The sequence below is a fragment of the Albimonas sp. genome, assembly GCF_055129145.1.
This window is the reverse complement of record NZ_JBSRTQ010000096.1, coordinates 1-17,386: the sequence shown is the minus strand read 5'-3', so window position 1 is coordinate 17,386 and position 17,386 is coordinate 1. Positions and strand designations below refer to the sequence as shown.

Genomic DNA, 17,386 nt, shown 5'->3' with positions numbered 1-17,386 from the left:
GCATTCGCGTTTCGAGGCATTCGCGTTTCGAGGCATTCGCGTTTCGAGGCATTCGCGTTTCGAGGCATTCGCGTTTCGAGGCATTCGCGTTTCGAGGCAGAGGGGCGGCGGCCGGCTTACCGCGCCGGCCGCTCCACGCCCTTGCGCACCGGGATCGAGGCGCGCGTCGCCCAGCGGCGCAGCAGGCGGGTCACCGGCTGCTCGAACAGCTTGAGGCTCGCGATCGACAGCAGCGTGGTCGCCGCCAGCGTCAGGATCACCAGCGCGTCGCCGCCGATATGGCGCAGCGGCGTCAGCATCGCGACCTTGTAGACCAGCGGGATCCCGAAGATCTGCAGCAGGTAGATGCTGTAGGAGGCGTCGCCCATCAGCACCAGGGTCCGGTTGCGGATCTGCTCGGTGTTGATCGCCCCGTAGACCATCAGCAACGAGGGCAGGCCGAGCGTGAGCACCCGATGCTCGCCCAGGAAGTCCGGGTCCCACATCCGCACGAAGACCCCCGCGAAAAGCAGCGCCGCCCCGGTCCAGAGCGCCAGCCGCGCGCCCTTGCGGACCAGTCCCTGACGCACGATGACGAGGCCGAGCGCCATGCCCATCACGAACTCCATCACGATCCACTCGGCCCCGAAGCCCAGCACGATCGCCAGCAGCGCCACGAACACCGCCAGCGTCGACCAGACCAGGCTTGGCAGCGCCAGCGCCGCGGCGAAGATCATGTAGAACATCAGCTCGTATTCCAACGTCCAGCCGACGAAGATCACCGGAAATTGGTATCCCGCCGGCCCGGACACGAAGCCGAGCGAGGTGAGCAGCCAGGGCAGCGTCACCTGACGCTCCATGAACAGACGCGGCTCGATGAAGAACAGCAGCCCCAGCGCCAGGGTCGCGGCCCAGTAGAGCGGGACGATGCGGATCAACCGCTCCAGCGCGAAGGCGAAGGGCGGGCGGGCGCGTCGGGTCTGCACGAAGATCATGATGAAGCCGGAGATGACGAAGAACACGTCCACCCCGCCGCCCCCCCATTTGCCGAACACCGAGAGCACCTGCGCCGGCACGCCGTAGAGCTCCCCCGCCCCCAGCGCGTGCATGAACACCACCGCCAGCGCCGCGAAGGCGCGCAGAACCTGAATGTTGGTCAGGTGGGCGGGAAGGGTCGCGGCCGCGTCCGGCGTGGGTGACGTTCGGATCATGACTTCCTCTCGGGCAAACGGGCTCTCGGGCAAAACGGATGTGAAGCCTTCGGTGCCGCGACTCGTCCGGTCAGGGTATCGGACATGGCCCGCGCAGGCCATCGCGGGCGGCCGCGCGCCCCCGCGACCCCGCGCCGCTTGCCCGGAGCCGCGCGCTCGCATATGCGCCGCTGGGGAAGCCAGGGGGCAGGCTCGAAGGGATCGCATATGGTCGGCGCCGCCGTCCGCGAGATCAGCTATGCGCACGGCGTGCGCACCCGCGCCGGCCAGGCCCTGGTCCGCGCGGTCGAGAATCTGACGGGCCGGATCAGCCTGATCCGCAAGGCCCGCGGCTACGAGGTCGAGGTCGCCGCCGGGGCTGACTTCTGGGAGGTCATCGCAAGGCGCTACGGCCTGACGCTGGATCTGCCGGAGCCGGGGCTCGCCTGCATCCCCGCCACCGGCCCTCTGGTGCTGGTGGCCAACCATCCCTACGGCATCCTAGACGGGCTGATGATGGGAAGGGCGCTGTCGGCGCGCCGCCAGGATTTCCGCATCGTGGCCCATCAGGTGTTCCGCAAGGCCGACGAGATCGACCGTTTCATCCTGCCGATCAGCTTCGACGGCACGCGCGAGGCGCAGAAGCTGAACATCGAGACCCGGCGCGAGGCGATGGCGCATCTGGCCCGCGGCGGCGCCATCGGGATTTTTCCCGGCGGCACGGTCTCGACCGCGCGCGCGCCGTTCGGGCGGGCGATGGACCCGGCCTGGCGGACGTTCACCGCGAAGATGGTGGCGCGCTCCGACGCCGCCGTGGTGCCGATGTTCTTCGAGGGGGCGAATTCGCGGCTCTTCCAGCTGGCGTCCCACCTGCACGCCACGCTGCGGCTCGCGCTGCTGATCGCGGAGTTCCGCCGCCGCATCGGCGATCCGGTGCGCGCCGTGGTCGGCGCGCCGCTGCCGCGCGCGGAGATCGAGGCGCGCAAACGCGACGCGCGGGCGCTGATGGACTATCTGCGCGCCTCGACCTATGCGCTCTCGCCGCAGCCGCTGGCCGATATCGGCTATGGCTACGAGTTCGAGGAGACCTGGAGCTGAGGCCTCAGTCCCGCCGCAGCAGGCGGGCGCTGAGCCAGGCGCCGCCCGGCCGCTCGAACAGCCGCCAGCAGAGCCAGCCGAGGACCGAGGCGACCGTCAGGATCAGGGCGGCGGCCACAGGGCCTTCGGGCCGAACGTCCTCGGGCAGGGCGGCGAGGGGTTTCAGCACCAGCGGGATCGCGAACACCTGCAGCAGGTAGATGCTGTAGGACGCGTCGCCGAGCGCCAGGGGCAGGCGGGCGCGGGTCTGCTTCAGGGTCAGGCAGGCGTGGACCAGCGCCACCGAGATCGCGCCATAGACCAGCGTCTCATGCGCCACGATCCATGCGACCGCGCCGGGCCCGACCCAGAGCACGAGGCTGAGCCCGAAAAGCCCCAGCGCCAGCGCGGCCGCGCCCTCGGCGATCCGGGGCCGGGGCCCGCCGCGGGCTCGCCAGATCAGCGCCAGCGCCATGCCGGCGGGGAATTCCAGCGCGATGGGCCGCACGCCGAAGCCCAGCACCCCGACCAGCAGCGCCCCCGTCACGGCGGCCGTGGCGAGCCGCGGGTCGCGCAGCGGGATGGCGAGGGTGAACAGCAGGTAGAACAGCATCTCGTATTCCAGCGTCCAGCCGACCCCGATCACCGGATAGTCGTGCCCCGCGACCTGGGCGAGGAAGCCGAGCGAGAGGGCCAGATGCTCCGCCGTCATCCGGCTTTTCACGAAGAGCTCGGGCGCGGCCACGTAGATCGCCGCGAAGGCCAGCGTCAGCCCCCAGTAGAGCGGCAGGATCCGGATCAGGCGCCGCGCGAGGAATCCGCCCGGGCCCCGATGGCGGCGGCGCTGGACCTCGACCATGATGAAGCCCGAGATCACGAAGAACGCGTGCACCCCCCAGCCGTGCCAATGGTAGAAGGGCAGGATCCAGCCCGGCGCGATCCCGTAGATCGAGCCGCCGCCGATGACGTGATGCAGCACCACGCTCAGCGCCGCGGCGGCGCGCAGGGCCTGGATGTTGCCCAGCCGCTCGTCCACTGTTCGCGCCAAACGTGTTTCCCCCGCTGCGATCCGCGCCAGCATCTTCCAGCGGCGGCCGCGCCGCAAGCCGGGCGGGCGCGGCGTGGATGCGACACTCGTCCGGTCCCGCGCCGCGAACGCCCCGGATACGTTGCGCATCGATCCCGTCGGGACTAGGTCTGCCGCGTTAACTTCCAGCGGAGACGACAGTCATGACCAGCGCGCGCATCGCGATCATCGGGGCCAGCGGCTACACGGGCGCGGAGCTCGTCCGACTGGTCACGTCGCATCCGCGCATGGAGATCGCGGCGCTGGCGGCGGACCGCAACGCCGGCAAGGCGATGGGCGACGTCTATCCCTCCTTCGCCCACATGAACCTGCCGAAACTGGTGGAGACCGGCGACATCGACTGGTCGCAGATCGACCTCGCCTTTTGCGGGCTGCCGCATGCCACCGCCCAGGCGGTGATCGGCGGGCTGCCGCGGGACCTGAAGGTGGTGGACCTGTCGGCGGATTTCCGGCTGCGGGACTCGGCCGTCTACGCCAAGTGGTACGGGCATGAGCATCACGCGCCCGAATTGCAGGACGAAGCGGTCTACGGACTGCCCGAATTCTACCGCGAGGATCTGAAGAAGACCCGCCTCGCCGCCGGCACCGGCTGCTTCGTGGTCACCGGGCTGATGCCGCTGGTGCCGCTCTGCGAGGCCGGGCTGATCGACCTCGACGACATCGTCATCGACGCGAAGACCGGGATCACCGGGGCCGGGCGCTCGGCCGCGGAATGGAAGCTGTTTTCGGAGGTGACCGAAGGGACCAAGGCCTACGGCATCGCCACCCATCGCCACACCGCCGAATTCGACCAGGAGCTGTCGAAGGCCGCCGGGCGCGAGGTGGTGGTGACCTTCACGCCGCATCTGCTGCCGATGAACCGCGGGATCCTCGCCACCACCTATGTGAAGGGCGACCCGGAGGCGATCCAGGCGGCGCTGGCGGCGCGCTATGAGGCCGAGCCCTTCGTGCATGTGCTGCCAATGGGCGAGGTGCCGACGACCTGGTCGGTCCGCGGCTCCAACATGGTGCGCATCGGGGTGACGCCGGACCGGCGTCCGGGGCGGGCGATCATCGTCTCGGTGCTCGACAATCTGGTGAAGGGCGCCTCGGGACAGGCCGTGCAGTGCGCCAACCTGATGCTGGGCATCGACGAGACCGACGGGCTGATGCTCGCCCCCATGTTCCCCTGACCGCCGGGGCGGAAGGGGCCCCCCTCCGCCCCAGGGATCGAGCGGGGAGTCGCCCCGGGCGCAAAGCGGACTAGGTTGCCGAAACGAGCGCGCCGCCACCGCCCGCGCGCCGCCCGAGCCGGAGACGCCGACCCTTGACCTCGCCCGCCGACATCTCTTCCGACAGTTCCGACATCGAGACCGGCGCCTGGTCCGACGATCCGGGCAAGTCGCGCCGCGGCGACGGGTTCGGCCCTCCGGTGGGCATCGCCGACGGCCTGTCGACCTCGGACGCCGCGCGCTATTCGGTCGGGCTGCGGGGGGCGGCGTCGCGGCTGTTCTCGCTCTACACCCTCCGGATCCTGGTGCGCGCCGGCGTCCGGTTCCAGACCCATGAAGGCTGGATGCTGTCGGGATACATCGCCTATTCGGCGCTGTTGGCGGTCTTCCCCTTCCTGATCTTCGCCACCTCCTTCGCCGCCGCGACCATCGGGCCGACCGAGCTGGAGGCGCTGACCCAGCTGCTGTTCGACGTGGCGCCCAGCCAGGTGGCCGAGTTCGTGCGCCCGGTGCTGGAGGAGGCGCTGGGCCGCCAGCGCACCGGCATGCTGACCTTCGCGGGTCTCGGCGCGCTCTGGGTCGCGTCGAACGGGGTGGAGGCGTTCCGCGTCGGTTTCGACCGCGCCTATCAGCCCGACAAGCCGCGGGGCTTCATCTGGAGCCGGGTGGTGGGGCTGTTCTTCGTGATCCTGGGCGCCGCGGTGTCGCTGATCATGGGGTTCGCGGTGGTGCTGGCGCCGCTGACCATTTCGCTGATCGAGGATCTGGCCGGCCACAACGTGCCCATGGGGCTCGGCATCCTGCGCTATCTGCTGGCCGTCGCCGCCTTCGCGGTGTTTCTGGCGCTGATGCACCTGATCCTGCCCTCGCGCCGGCAGGGTCGCTGGCGGCGTCTGTGGCCCGGCGTCGGGGCGACCATCGCCATCTGGACGGTCGCCGCGTCGGCCTTCTCGGTTTACCTGGCCAATTTCCAGTCCTACACCGTCACTTACGGCGGTCTCGCAGGCGTGATCGTGACGCTGCTGTTCTTCTACCTCTCCGGCGCCGTGATCCTGTATGGAGCGGAGATAAACGCGGCCCTCGCCCGCGCCGACAAGGCGAAGGCGGACGGGACCGAGGACTGACCGGAACCCCGGGGGGGAGCGCATCGATGGCCCAGATCGGCAAGACCACCGCCCGCAGGACGATGACCCGCAAGAAACGCCGGATCGTGCTGATCGGCATCGGGGCGGCGTTTCTGGTCGCGGCCTCGCTGCTGGTCGGCGTGGGGATGCGCGATTCCATCGTGTTCTTCCTCTCCCCCACCGAGATCGCCGAGCGCGCGCCCGGCCCCGACCAGCGCCTGCGCGTCGGCGGGCTGGTGGTGGAGGGGTCGGTCGCGGCCGAGGACGGCGGCGGCGTGCGCTTCGCGGTGACCGACGGCAATGCCGTCCAGGTGGTGAATTTCGCCGGCATCCTCCCCGATCTCTTCGCCGAGGGGCAGGGCGTGATCGCCGAAGGGCGGATGCAGGACGGGCTGTTCGTCGCCTCCGAGGTGCTGGCCAAGCATGACGAGAAATACATGCCGCGCGAGGTCGAGCAGGCGCTGAAGGATCAGGGCGTCTATCGCGCGCCGAGCGGCGACGGCGAGGGGCATGCGGCGACCGAAGGGGCGGGAACCGGGGGCTGAGGCCCGGCCCGACGCAGGTCCTCGCCGGCTTCGACCCGGACCCGTTTCGATTGGGGGCTTTGATCGGGGGAGCGGGCCGCGCCTTCCGCCCGGTGGCGGCGATCCTCGCGCGGCGCATCATGAGGACGAGCACGCGCCGGCGTACATCGCCGGCATCCCGCCCTCATGCGGAGCGCGCGGGGGGCGGCCCGCGCCCCCGAGCCCCGCCGCCCAAGGCCTACCCATGGCCGAGCGACGGGGCGGGAGGGCTGCGCAGCGCGCGTGATCGCAGCGCCACGCGGCCCCCCCACGCCTGGAGACCACCCCCACGGGGCCCCCAGACGATCTTCTTCAAGCCGGTCCGTAGCGCGCCCCAGCGCCGGGTCCGTCTTGTCGGGGCGATGCATGTCACCGCCTGCGTGATGCGGGTGTGACAGCATGAGGGAGCCTCGGTCTTTTTCGACTCTGCCAAGAAAAATTCTTTGATATCAGGGAGAAAAGGTGGCGACGGCCAGGCGTCGGCGCCCCTCCGGCGCGGCGCTTTCGGGGCGGCCCGCATCGAATCGCGCCCGGGCCTTGCGCCGCGCCTTCCGCGCCGCCTGCCTTGCGGTTGCGCCATGTCTGCGACCCTCCATCGCCCCGCGATCACGCGGCCGAGAATTGCATCGCGCGGCGCGGGGGCGCATGGTCGGGGCTCTGCGGATGGAGGCCCGACATGATCGCCGAACTCGGCCATTTCGCCCTGATCCTCGCCCTGATGGCGAGCCTCGCCCAGGCCGTCGCCCCGATGATCGGCGCGCAGAAGGCCTGGGCCGACTGGATGCGGGTCGCCGAACCCGCCGCCGGCCTCGCCTTCCTGCTGACCCTCGCCGCCTTCGCGGCGCTGACCGTGTCCTTCGTGACCTCGGATTTCTCGGTGGCGCTGGTCGCGACCAACTCCCATTCGATGAAGCCGATGATCTACAAGATCTCGGGCGTCTGGGGGAATCATGAGGGGTCGCTGCTGCTCTGGGTGCTGATCCTGACCCTTTACGGCGTGCTGATCGCGACCCGCGGCGGGAATCTGCCCCAGGCTTTGCGGGCGCGCACGCTGGCGGTGCAGGGGGCGATCGCGGCGGCGTTCCTCGCCTTCCTGCTGTTCACCTCCAACCCGTTCCTGCGGCTGGCCAACCCGCCGCTCGACGGGAACGGGCTGAACCCGCTGCTGCAGGACCCCGGCCTCGCCTTCCATCCGCCGTTCCTCTATCTGGGCTATGTCGGCCTCTCGACCGCCTTCTCCTTCGCCGTCGCGGCGTTGATCGAGGGGCGGGTGGACGCCGCCTGGGCGCGCTGGGTGCGCCCCTGGGCTCTGACCTCTTGGATGTTCCTGACGGTCGGCATCGCGCTGGGATCCTACTGGGCCTATTACGAGCTCGGCTGGGGCGGCTGGTGGTTCTGGGATCCGGTCGAGAACGCGTCCTTCATGCCCTGGCTCGCCGCCGCCGCGCTCCTGCATTGCGCCATCGTGGTGGAGAAGCGGGACACGCTGAAGGCCTGGACCATCCTGCTGGCGATCTTCGGGTTCTCTCTGTCGCTGCTGGGCACGTTCATCGTGCGCTCCGGACTGCTGACTTCGGTGCATGCCTTCGCCTCGGACCCGACGCGGGGGGTGTTCATCCTGGCGATCCTGCTGGTGGCGGTGGGCGGCTCGCTGACCTTGTTCGCCTGGCGGGCGCCGAAACTGTCGCCCGGCGGCGTCTTCGCGATGTCGAGCCGGGAGAGCTTTCTCGTCGCCAACAACCTGCTGCTGTCGGTCGCCTGCGCGGTGGTGCTGCTGGGCACGATGATGCCCCTGATCCGCGAGGCCTGGGACGGCGGCCGCATCTCGGTCGGGGCGCCGTTCTTCGAGCTGGCCTTCACGCCGTTCATGATCGCGCTGGCGGTGCTGCTGCCGATCGGGGCGATCATGCCGTGGAAGCGCGGCAGGATCCGCCGGGCGCTGGCGCGGCTGTGGCCGGCGGCGGCGCTGGCCTTCTCGGTGGCCGCCCTGGTCTGGGCGTTCCAGACCGGGCGCAGCGCGCTCGCGCCCGTCGGCATCGCGCTGGCGATCTGGATCATCGGCGGCGCGGTGCTGGAGCTCGCGATGCGGGCCGGGCGCGGCGGCTTCGGGCGGCTGGCGCGGCTGCCGCGCGGCGACTGGGGCAAGGCCATCGCCCATGCGGGTCTCGGGCTGACCATCTTCGGCATCGCCTCGCTGTCGGCCTGGGAGAGCGAGGCGATCCGCGCCCTGCGTCCCGGAGAGCTGGTGGAATCGGGCGGCTACGCGTTCCGCTTCGACCGTGTGGCCCCGGTGGAGGGGCCCAACTATTCGGCCGAGCGTGGGACGTTCACGGTCTTCAAGGATGGCGATCGGATCGGGACGCTTCAGCCTGAGAAACGGTTCTTCCCGGTGCAGGGCAGCACGACCTCGGAGGCGGCGATCGACTCCGGCCTGATCCGCGACCTCTATGTGGTGCTGGGCGATCGGCAGGAGGCGGACCCCTCGGCCTATGCGGTGCGGATCTACGTGAAGCCTTTCGCCAACTGGATCTGGATCGGGGCGCTGGTGATGGCCTTGGGCGGGCTGATGTCGCTGTCGGACCGGCGGTACCGGGTCGGCGCGGCGGCGCGCAGCGCGCCCATGGCCCCGCCGGTGGCGGCGGAATGAAGGTGCGGGCGGTCTTTGCAGCGGCGCTGGTCGCGGCGAGCCTCGGCGGGGCGCTCGCGCCGGGCGCGGCGCTGGCGGTGCAGCCCGACGAGGTGCTGGCCGATCCGGCGCTGGAGACCCGCGCCCGCGAAATCTCGACCGAGCTGCGCTGTCTCGTCTGCCGCAACGAGAGCATCGACGAATCCAACGCCGACCTTGCCCGCGACCTGCGTCTGCTGGTGCGCGAGCGGCTGGTGGCGGGCGACAGCAACGACGAGGTGAAGGCCTACATGGTCGCGCGCTTCGGGGAATACGTGCTGCTCAAGCCCAGTTTCTCGACGGCCAATCTGGCGCTGTGGTTCGGCGGGCCGGCGCTTCTGCTGCTCGGCGGGGCGGCGAGCTGGCGCTTCGTGCGCCGCGGGCGGCCCGGCGCCGCGGCGGGCGCGGCGCCGCTGAGCGAGGATGAGTCCGCGCGCGTCGACGCCCTGATGCGCGAAGAGGGCTGATCCCCGCGCCGCTTTCCGCTTGCGTCCGTCGGTCCGCGCCCCCACCTCTGGGCCGCCCCGTCCGTGCGCCCGCAGGAGCCGCCATGACCGCCCATCCCCCCCGTCCGACGCCGGATTACGTCACCCTTCGCGTGGCGCTGCGCGACGGCGTCGCCACCGTGGCGATGGCGCGTCCCGAAACGCTCAACGCGCTCGACGCCCAGATGAAGGTCGAGCTGATCCACGCATTGCGCGCGTTGCCCGGCCGGGCCCGCGCGGTGGTGCTGACCGGGCTGGGCGACGCGTTCTGCGCGGGGCATGCGCTGGGCGACGCGGGGGCGATCCGCGACCTCGACCTCGGCCGGGCGATGCGCGAGGAGACGCGGCCGCTGCTGGAGGCGTTCGAGGCCTGCCCCCTTCCGATTCTCGCCGCGGTCAACGGCGTGGCGGCCGGCGCGGGGCTGGCGCTGGCGCTGGCGGCCGACATCGTGGTGGCGGCGGAAAGCGCGCGCTTCGCGGTGACCTCGACCCGGCTGGGGCTGATCCCGGATGCGGGGCTGAGCTTCTGGTTGCCGCGGCTGGTGGGGCCGGCGCGGGCCCGCGGGCTCGCCATGCTGGGCGAGGCCCTGACCGCCCGCCAGGCCGCCGACTGGGGGCTGATCTGGGAGGCGGTCCCCGACGCGGCCTTCGCCGAGCGGGTCGAGGCGCGCGCCCGTGCGCTCGCCTGCGGCCCGACCGAGGGGCTGCGCCTGACCCGGATCGCGCTGCGCGACGGGCTCGGCGCCGACTGGGGCGCCCATCTGGAGCGGGAGGCCGAATTGCAGGCCGAGGCGGGCGCCACCCGCGATTTCCTCACCGCCGCGGTGGCCGCCGCCGAGGGCGGGACGCCGGTCTTCGAGGGCCGCTGAGGGCGCGGGAGGCCGGGGCTCGGGGGCGTCGAGCCCCCTCGACCCGGCGCCGGCTTCGCCGGCGGGCGCCCCGATCCGACCGGGTGATCCGGCGGGATCATCTGCGGCTGGAAATGAGGGAAAACGGAAACATCGTTCAAGGGCCTAGGCGGAGATCCGGGGCCCCGAGTCGCCGCCTCGGCCCTTGAACACGGTGTCTGGATGCCCGTGCAGATAGACCGGACGCGGCCGGGAAGCGGCTTCGGCGGGAGGGATCGAACGACGTTCGGGCGCCGGCGGGCCCTCGGCCCCCGGCGGCAGGCGGGCGCGCCGCCAGGATCGCGAGGTCGTCGTCGACGGCCTCCAGCCCCCGGTCGGCTTCGGGGCGGGAGGTGCGGACCGGCGGAGGCGCGACGCTGGAGGACGAGACCGGCGTGGCGGATGTGGTGATCTGGCAGCGGGTTTACGGGGCGTTCCCGCGCGAGATCGTCGCCAGGCGCCTGATGCGGGTCCGCGGCCGGGGGGCATGAGGGCTCGAGGATCACGGCCGGGGCGCCGGCGGCCTCCATCCCCGCCATCCGGCGCGAAAACGGTTCCCCTCCCGCGGCTTTCATTGATTTCTTGAGACGGAAGGCCAGCTCAGGGGCGGGCGAGCCTGCCGATCCGCTCCAGCATGATTTCGGTCGAGCCGTCGGCGAAGGAGGCGGCCTGCATCCCGGCGATATGGCGCGAGAACAGACTGTCCGCCGCCAGTCCCGACGCGCCATGGGCGTGAAGAAGCTCCGGCATGTGCTTGTTCGCCAGGGATATTCCCACATATTTCGCCTGGGCGGCGATCAGCTGGGTGTCCGCGCCGGCGCTGTGCTCGGCCTCGGCCTTGCGCACGAGGGCGCGGGCTGCGGCGAGGTCGGCCTCGGCCCCCGCCAGCCGCCAGCGCCAGCCCTGGTGCTGGTTCATCGGTTTTCCGAACGCGTTCCGGGCCTTGCCGTAAGCCGAAGCGCTGTCGAGCGCCGCGTCGACCATGCCGAGGCACATGGCGGCGACATAGATCCGGGCGCCGTTGATCTCGGACATGATCTGGCGGAAGGCGGTCCCGGGCTCGGAGATCATCGCCTCCTCCGGCGCTTCGTAATCGGTCAGAGAAAACCCGCCGATCCCGTTGGCATGCAAGGCGAAAGTCCCGCTATGCGGCGTGCGGGCGAAGCCGGGGCGGCCGGCCTCGACGATGAAGGCGCCGATGCCCGAGCCGTCGCCCTGCGCCTTGGTCTGGGCGAAGCAGATCGCCACCGAGGCGTGCTGGGCGTTGGTGATCCAGGCCTTGGCGCCGTTCAGCCGCCAGCCGCCCGGGATCTTCTCGGCGGTCGTCGCGATGTTGGCGAAGTCGGAGCCGGCGCCCGGTTCGGTCAGCGCGGCGCAGCCGGTGGTCTCGCCGGTCAGCATCGGGGGGAACAGGCGCTGGGCCAGGGGGTTGTCGGTCAGTTTCGCCAGTCGCCAGGCGGTGTTGTGGGTGTTGAGAATGGCCATGGAGAAGCCGAAGCAGGCGCGGGCCAGCGCCTCGGCTATCTCGGATTTCACCGCGAAGGACATGCCGAGCCCGCCCTGCGCGGCCGACACCTGCATCGAGGTCAGCCCCAGCCCTGCCGCCTTGCGCAGCATGGCGAGGTCGGGGGCGCGGTTGCGCTCGCAGGCCTCGGCGGCGGCGACCAGCTCCTCGTCGGCGAAGGCGCGGGCGCGCGCGACGAGGGCGCGCTCGGGTTGGGTCAGGGGCATGTCGATTTCCTCCCGCCGCGCGTGTTGAGGGTCGGCGGCTTGGGAGGAAGCCTAGGCGCCGGGCGCGGCGGGAGCAAGCGGGCGCGGGGTCAGGCCGCGGCCTCCCCGGGGTTTTCGCGCGCGGTCTGAATGGCGGCGGACAACTCGCTGAGCGAATAGGGCTTCGGCAGGAACACGAACCCCTCCAGCCCGTCGAGACTGCGCCGGAACGCGCCCTCGGCATAGCCGGAGACGAAGACCACGGCCACGTCCGGCCGCTGCAGCCGCGCGGTCTTCACCCAGCTGGGGCCGTCGAGCCCGGGCATCACCACGTCCGAAACGATCACGTCGATATGCAGGTCCTTGTCCTCGAGGATCGCGAGCGCCTCCTCGGCGTTCTCCGCCTCCATCACCGTGTAGCCGCGCAGGCCGAGCGCGCGGGTGGCGAAGGAGCGGACCGGGGCTTCGTCCTCCACCAGCAGCACCATGCCGTCCACCGGGGTCTGCGAGGCGCGCGGCTCCGGCGCGGTGGCGAGCGGCGTGCGCTCGGCCGCCTCGGCCCCGGCTTCGTGGCGGGGGAGGTAGACGGTGAACACCGCGCCGGCGCCGGGGGGGCTGTCGGCGAAGATGAAGCCGCCGGTCTGCTTGACGATGCCGTAGGCGGTGGAGAGGCCGAGCCCGGTGCCCTCTCCGGTCTTCTTGGTGGTGTAGAACGGCTCGAAGATCTGGCCGATGCGGTCGGGCGGGATGCCGGAGCCGCTGTCCAGCACCTCCACCGCCACATAGGGGCCCGACGGGATCACCGCGCGATCGCGTCGGAATTCGCGGTCGAAGGTGACGTTGCGGGTGCGGATGCGGACCTCGCCGCCGCCGGGCATCGCGTCGCGGGCGTTGACCACCAGGTTCATCACCACCTGTTCGAACTGACGCTCGTCCACCCGCACCAGGCCCAGATCGGCCCCATGCTCCAGCTTCAGGCGGACCTTTTCGCCCAGCAGGCGGTTGAGCAGATGCGACAGCTCGGTCAGCGTCTCGGTCAGCTGGGTGACCTTGGGGCGCAGGGTCTGCTTGCGCGAGAAGGCCAGCATCTGGCGGACCAGGGCGGCGGCTCGGTTGGTGTTCTGGCGGATCTGCATCAGGTCGGGATGGTCGGCGTCGGTCGAGTCGCGGCGCATCAGCAACAGGTCGCAATGGCCTGCGATGGCGGTCAGCAGGTTGTTGAAATCATGCGCCACCCCGCCGGCGAGCTGGCCGACCGCCTGCATCTTCTGGCTCTGGACGAACTGCGCCTCCAGCGTCTTCAGTTCGGTCGCGTCGCTGAGCACCGCCACCAGGCAGGGGACGCCGCTCTGTTCGCCACGGGTGAGCGAGAGCTGCAGGAAGGTTTCGCGGTCCTCCCGCCGGCCGCGGGCGATCTCGGAGCGGCCCGAGGCGCGGCCGCGCGCGGCTTCCGCGATGCGTTCGGGGATCGAGCGGCCCAGCCCTTCGGCCAGCGCCGAGAGCCGCGCTCCGGGCACGGCGCCCGGGCCGAGCAGGCGGCGGGCGGGTTCGTTGGCCGAGAGCAGCACGCCGTCGAGATTGAGCCGCGCGATCGCCACCGGCAGCCGGTCGAAGCTTTCGCCGTCGGCGCCGGCGCCAGCGGCGTCGCGCCCGCCGGCCAGCAGCAGCCATCCGCGCGGGCGGTCGGCTGCCTCGTCCGAAGACGTCTCGGCGAAGGGCGAGCCGGCGGCCGCGGCGGCGGGATGGCCGGGCAGGGGCGGCGGGATCTCGATCCAGCGCATCGCCGCGCCGTCCGGGCCGATGGGCGGCTCATCCGCTGCGCCGCCGGGGCCGCCGGGGGCGCCGGGCGGGGCGGCGCGGCCGATCAGCCGCACCTCCAGCCCCGGGACCTGCGCACGGGCGAGGGCGTTGGCGCGCAGTCCGGCCCCGTCGCGCAGCACCATGCCGAGGCCCGCGGCCTCCATCGCGTCGGACAGCGCCGCGGCGTCGGCGACCGCCACGGGATAGAGCCGCCAGATAAGGACGTCGGGCGCCACCTTGGCGACGGTGATGGCGCGCTGGGCGCCGTCGAACAGCAGGCTGCGATTCGACACCCGCTGGTGCAGGCGGCACTGGCGCAGCATCCGGTAGATCTCGGCCGTGGCGGGCGCGCCGCCGGGCGTGGTTTCGAACAGGGTCTCGATCATCTCGGGCAAGGCGCGCCCCTCGCCGGCGCCCATGGCGCGCAGCGCGGCGCGCAGGACCGGATTGGCCCCGATCAGCGCGCCGCGCAGGTCGGTGATCGCGGTCGGCACCGGGTCGCGGTCATGCAGCGTCTCCATCGCCCGGGCCGAGGGCGGGCGGCGGGCGCCGCGCGCCAGGCGGGTCAGCGGGCCGAGCCCGGCGAACGTCGCCACCAGCCCGGCTCCGCCCAGGAAGGCGGCGAGCGCCGTGGCCCCGGCATGGCCGAGCAAGGTCCAGGACAGGGCAAGCCCGATCAGCCCCAGCGCGACGAACGGGGCCAGCATCCGGGCGCCGCCCGGGCGCGGGCGCGACAGCGTCGGGCGTGGCGTCCCTCGGGGCGGCCCGGCGGCGATCCCGTGCGACGCCTCGGCCGTCGTGGGGCGCGCGGCGCCGGAAGAGGCGAGCGGCGAAGGGGCGACGAGCATCGCGTCTTCGATATCGTTGCGTTCCGCCTCGGGCGAAGCGGCGACGACGTCAGGCCGGGTCGCCTGACGCAAGGTCTCCCGGCGATCCGTCATGCGCAGGTCTCGATTCGGGTGCGTCGGGAAAGGCGGGCCCGGGCTCCCGCGCGCGCTCCGCCGCGAACGCGGGCGGCGGAAAGCGCCTCCCGGTCTGCCTCCCGCCCCGCATCGTCCCGAACCTGTCTCCGCATCGTCTCGCCCTCCGAAGCGCCGGCCGCAGGCGGCTTCGCCGACTCCCGATCGCAGGCGGATATCAGCCCGAGAAACACTTATAAATTGTAAAGCGAACTTTTTTAACACTTTCCGCGTGCGTCGCGGCGAGTCAGATCCGGCGGAAGCGCGCCGCGTAGAATCCGTCGCCGCCCTCGAGCGGCGTGAGGCTCAGCTCGCCCGCCGCCGCGAAATCCGGACGCAGGGCCGCGAAAGCCCGGGCCTGGGCGCGGTTTTCGGCGTCGAGCAGCGAGCAGGTGGCGTAGATCAGCCGTCCCCCGGGCGCGACGCGCGCGGCGGCGCGGGCGAGGATCGCGGCCTGGGTCTTGACCAGGGCGGCGAGATCGGCGGGCGCGAACCCCCATTTCGCATCCGGATTGCGCCGCCACGCCCCGCTGCCCGAGCAGGGGGCGTCGACCAGCACCAGGTCGCAGGGGGGCGCGTCCTCCGGGTCGGTCAGCAGGCGGATGCGGGCCCCGGCGCGGGCGGCGCGGGCGGGAAGGTCGGCCATGCGGCGGGGGTCGCCGTCATGGGCGAAGACCTCCCCCCGCCCGCCCATGGCGGCGGCGAGCGCCAGGGCCTTGCCGCCGCCGCCCGCGCAGAAATCCAGCGCGGTCTCGCCCGGGGCGGCCTCGGCGAAGGCGGCGACGGCCTGGCTGGACAGGTCCTGGATCTCCACCCATCCCTCCAGATAAGCGGCGGCGCGGCGCAGCGCGCGGGCGCCGGCGGTGACCCGCAGCGCGTCGGGCAGGGCGGGGAGGGCGCCCGCCTCGGGCGAGGGGGTCAGCGCCGCCGGGACGGCCACGATCCCGTCTTCGGCGAGCGCGGCGAGGGCCGCCTCGGGCGTGGCGCGCAGGCGGTTGACCCGAAGATCGAGCGGCGCCCGGTCGGCGAGGGCGGCCAGCACGGGCCCGGTCCGCGGCCCGAGGCTGTCGCGCATCGGGGCCACCAGCCATGCCGGCAGATCGAAGCGCACCGGGTCGGGCGCCTTGGCCAGCGCCGCGGCGCCCCGGCGTTGCAGCCAGCCCCGCTCGGGCGGGGTCAGCGGGGCCGGGCCGTGGCCGGAGCCGGAGAAGAGAGCGTCGAGATCGCCCTGGTCATCGAGCAGGGCGGCGAGGCGACGGCGGGCGGAGGCGGGCTCGGCCCCTTTTTCCGCCGGCCAGGCCAGCGAGTTCCAGCGCCGCAGCGCCGCGTAGACCAGGTCGGCCACCGCCGCCCGGTCTCCAGACCCCGCGAAGCGCGAGCGGCGGCCCCAGGCGACGAGCATGCGGTCCATCTGGTCGCCGGGGCGGAAGCGGTCGAGGATCTCGATCGCGGCCTGGGCGCGGGCGGCGGGGGTCATCGGCGGCGGCTCCGAAGGCGGGCGGGGAAGGTCTGGGCCAGAGAGATGAACGGGCCGCAGACATGGCGAGGCCCGGGCATGCCGGCAAGGCGCGGCCGGGGGCTGCGTCGACGCGCGGCGCCGGGGGGGCGCCGCGGGCCTGGGCGGTCAGTCGGCGAAGCGGGCCGCGACATAGGCCGATTTGCGGGCCAGGTAATCGCGCGCGATCGCGAGGTCGAACTGGTCGAAGGCGTGGATGCCGCCGGGATAGACCGCGAGCTCCGCCGACCGCCCGGCCCCGGCCCAGCGCGCCGCCATCGCAAGGCTGTCGTCAAGCAGCGGGTCCGCGGTCCCGATCTGGAATAGCGCCGGGGGCATGTCCGTCAGGTCGGCGAGCAGGGGGGAGGCGAGCGGATCCTCCATCATCGCGGGGTCCGGGCAGAGATTGGCGCCGAACCAGGCGAGGGTCGGCGTGGAGAGCACCAGCGGCTTCGCCCCCCAGTTCCGGGCCGAGGCGGTCAGGCGCAGGTCGAAGCAGCCGTAGTTCAGCACCGCGCCGGCGATGCGGCTGAGCTGGCCGCGTTCGCGCAGCGCCAGCAGGACCACCGCGGCGAGATGGCCGCCCGCGCTCTCGCCCCCGATCACATGGGGGAGGTCGCCGAAGGGCCGCGCCTCCAGCGCCCAGAGGGCGGCGCCAAGGCAGTCGTCATGGGCGGCGGGCCAGGGATGCTCGGGCGCGAGGCGGTATTCCACGGAGATCACCGCGGCCCCGGTCTCGGCCGCGAGCCGCTGGTTCTGGCCATCCGAGAATTTGGGGCTGCCGAGCGTCCAGCCGCCGCCGTGGATGTGGAGGTAGACGCCCTTCGGCGCGCCCTCGGGCAGGGAGACGCGCACGCGCCCGGCGCCGGCGTTGATCTCGCGCCAGTCGGAGCCGGGGAAAGGCCCGCCGATCGGAAAAATGCCGCGGCCCTCCTCGCGCGCCTTGCGGGTCAGCGCGACGGGGACCTCATGAGTGGCGGGCAGGGTGGCGAAGGTCGCCTCCATCCTGGCGACGAAGGCGGCGGTCTCGTCGGAGATCGCCTCTTTGGTGAAGAGCTTGGGGTCGATTTCGAGCATATGCGCCGCCTCCCGTTCGGTCCGGGCGCAGGAGACCCCGGCGGCCGGGCGGTGGCAAGGGGGGCCGCGCGACGGCC

The 17,386-nt window shown here is 72.3% G+C and carries 14 protein-coding genes; 8 read left to right on the top strand and 6 right to left on the bottom strand.

Going from position 1 to position 17,386, the window contains the following annotated elements:
* Positions 1-116: 116 nt before the first annotated feature.
* Complete coding sequence (locus ACTB72_RS14850; RefSeq protein WP_463037781.1) at positions 117-1,190, bottom strand: acyltransferase family protein; 1,074 nt, start codon at positions 1,188-1,190, stop codon at positions 117-119.
* Positions 1,191-1,397: 207 nt separating this feature from the next.
* Between ACTB72_RS14850 and ACTB72_RS14845 the strand changes: the two genes are divergently transcribed.
* Complete coding sequence (locus tag ACTB72_RS14845; protein ID WP_463037780.1) at positions 1,398-2,267, top strand: lysophospholipid acyltransferase family protein; 870 nt, start codon at positions 1,398-1,400, stop codon at positions 2,265-2,267.
* A 4-nt stretch (positions 2,268-2,271) separates the two neighbouring features.
* On the opposite strand, the gene ACTB72_RS14840 is transcribed toward ACTB72_RS14845, so the two are convergent.
* Positions 2,272-3,294: an acyltransferase family protein gene (locus tag ACTB72_RS14840; protein WP_463037779.1), complete on the bottom strand. Its 1,023-nt coding sequence runs from the start codon at positions 3,292-3,294 to the stop codon at positions 2,272-2,274.
* A 182-nt stretch (positions 3,295-3,476) separates the two neighbouring features.
* On the opposite strand from ACTB72_RS14840, the gene argC reads away from it, so the two are divergent.
* From argC to ACTB72_RS14805, 7 genes are all read left to right on the top strand, one after another.
* Positions 3,477-4,505, top strand: coding sequence for an N-acetyl-gamma-glutamyl-phosphate reductase (argC, locus tag ACTB72_RS14835; protein WP_463037778.1), 1,029 nt, complete (start codon positions 3,477-3,479; stop codon positions 4,503-4,505).
* A gap of 134 nt (positions 4,506-4,639) precedes the next feature.
* The gene (locus tag ACTB72_RS14830) at positions 4,640-5,668 is read left to right on the top strand and encodes a YihY/virulence factor BrkB family protein (protein ID WP_463037777.1); all 1,029 of its coding nucleotides are present in this window, start codon (positions 4,640-4,642) and stop codon (positions 5,666-5,668) included.
* Between the two features lie 26 nt (positions 5,669-5,694).
* Positions 5,695-6,213 carry a cytochrome c maturation protein CcmE gene (gene ccmE / locus ACTB72_RS14825; RefSeq protein ID WP_463037776.1) on the top strand — a complete coding sequence of 173 codons (519 nt, stop codon included), beginning with the start codon at positions 5,695-5,697 and terminating at the stop codon, positions 6,211-6,213.
* Positions 6,214-6,907: 694 nt separating this feature from the next.
* The gene (locus tag ACTB72_RS14820; protein WP_463037775.1) at positions 6,908-8,878 is read left to right on the top strand and encodes a heme lyase CcmF/NrfE family subunit; all 1,971 of its coding nucleotides are present in this window, start codon (positions 6,908-6,910) and stop codon (positions 8,876-8,878) included.
* Complete coding sequence (locus ACTB72_RS14815; RefSeq protein ID WP_463037774.1) at positions 8,875-9,363, top strand: cytochrome c-type biogenesis protein; 489 nt, start codon at positions 8,875-8,877, stop codon at positions 9,361-9,363. Before ACTB72_RS14820 ends, ACTB72_RS14815 begins: the two co-directional genes overlap by 4 nt.
* Positions 9,364-9,446: 83 nt before the next feature.
* The gene (locus ACTB72_RS14810; RefSeq protein ID WP_463037773.1) at positions 9,447-10,250 is read left to right on the top strand and encodes an enoyl-CoA hydratase-related protein; all 804 of its coding nucleotides are present in this window, start codon (positions 9,447-9,449) and stop codon (positions 10,248-10,250) included.
* 371 nt (positions 10,251-10,621) lie between these two features.
* Positions 10,622-10,759 (top strand): hypothetical protein, encoded by a 138-nt coding sequence (locus tag ACTB72_RS14805; RefSeq protein ID WP_463037772.1) that lies wholly within the window; start codon positions 10,622-10,624, stop codon positions 10,757-10,759.
* A gap of 109 nt (positions 10,760-10,868) precedes the next feature.
* On the opposite strand, the gene ACTB72_RS14800 is transcribed toward ACTB72_RS14805, so the two are convergent.
* The 4 genes from ACTB72_RS14800 to ACTB72_RS14785 all read right to left on the bottom strand — a co-directional run bounded on the left by ACTB72_RS14800 (position 10,869) and on the right by ACTB72_RS14785 (position 17,309).
* Positions 10,869-11,999, bottom strand: a complete 1,131-nt coding sequence (locus tag ACTB72_RS14800; protein ID WP_463037771.1) for an acyl-CoA dehydrogenase family protein — start codon at positions 11,997-11,999, stop codon at positions 10,869-10,871.
* Between the two features lie 89 nt (positions 12,000-12,088).
* On the bottom strand, positions 12,089-14,719 hold the full coding sequence (locus ACTB72_RS14795; RefSeq protein ID WP_463037770.1) for an ATP-binding protein: 2,631 nt from the start codon (positions 14,717-14,719) through the stop codon (positions 12,089-12,091).
* 265 nt (positions 14,720-14,984) lie between these two features.
* Entirely contained in the window at positions 14,985-16,214 is a 1,230-nt protein-coding gene (locus ACTB72_RS14790) for an RsmB/NOP family class I SAM-dependent RNA methyltransferase (protein WP_463037769.1), read from the bottom strand.
* Positions 16,215-16,361: 147 nt separating this feature from the next.
* Positions 16,362-17,309 (bottom strand): alpha/beta hydrolase, encoded by a 948-nt coding sequence (locus tag ACTB72_RS14785; RefSeq protein ID WP_463037768.1) that lies wholly within the window; start codon positions 17,307-17,309, stop codon positions 16,362-16,364.
* Positions 17,310-17,386: the final 77 nt, after the last annotated feature.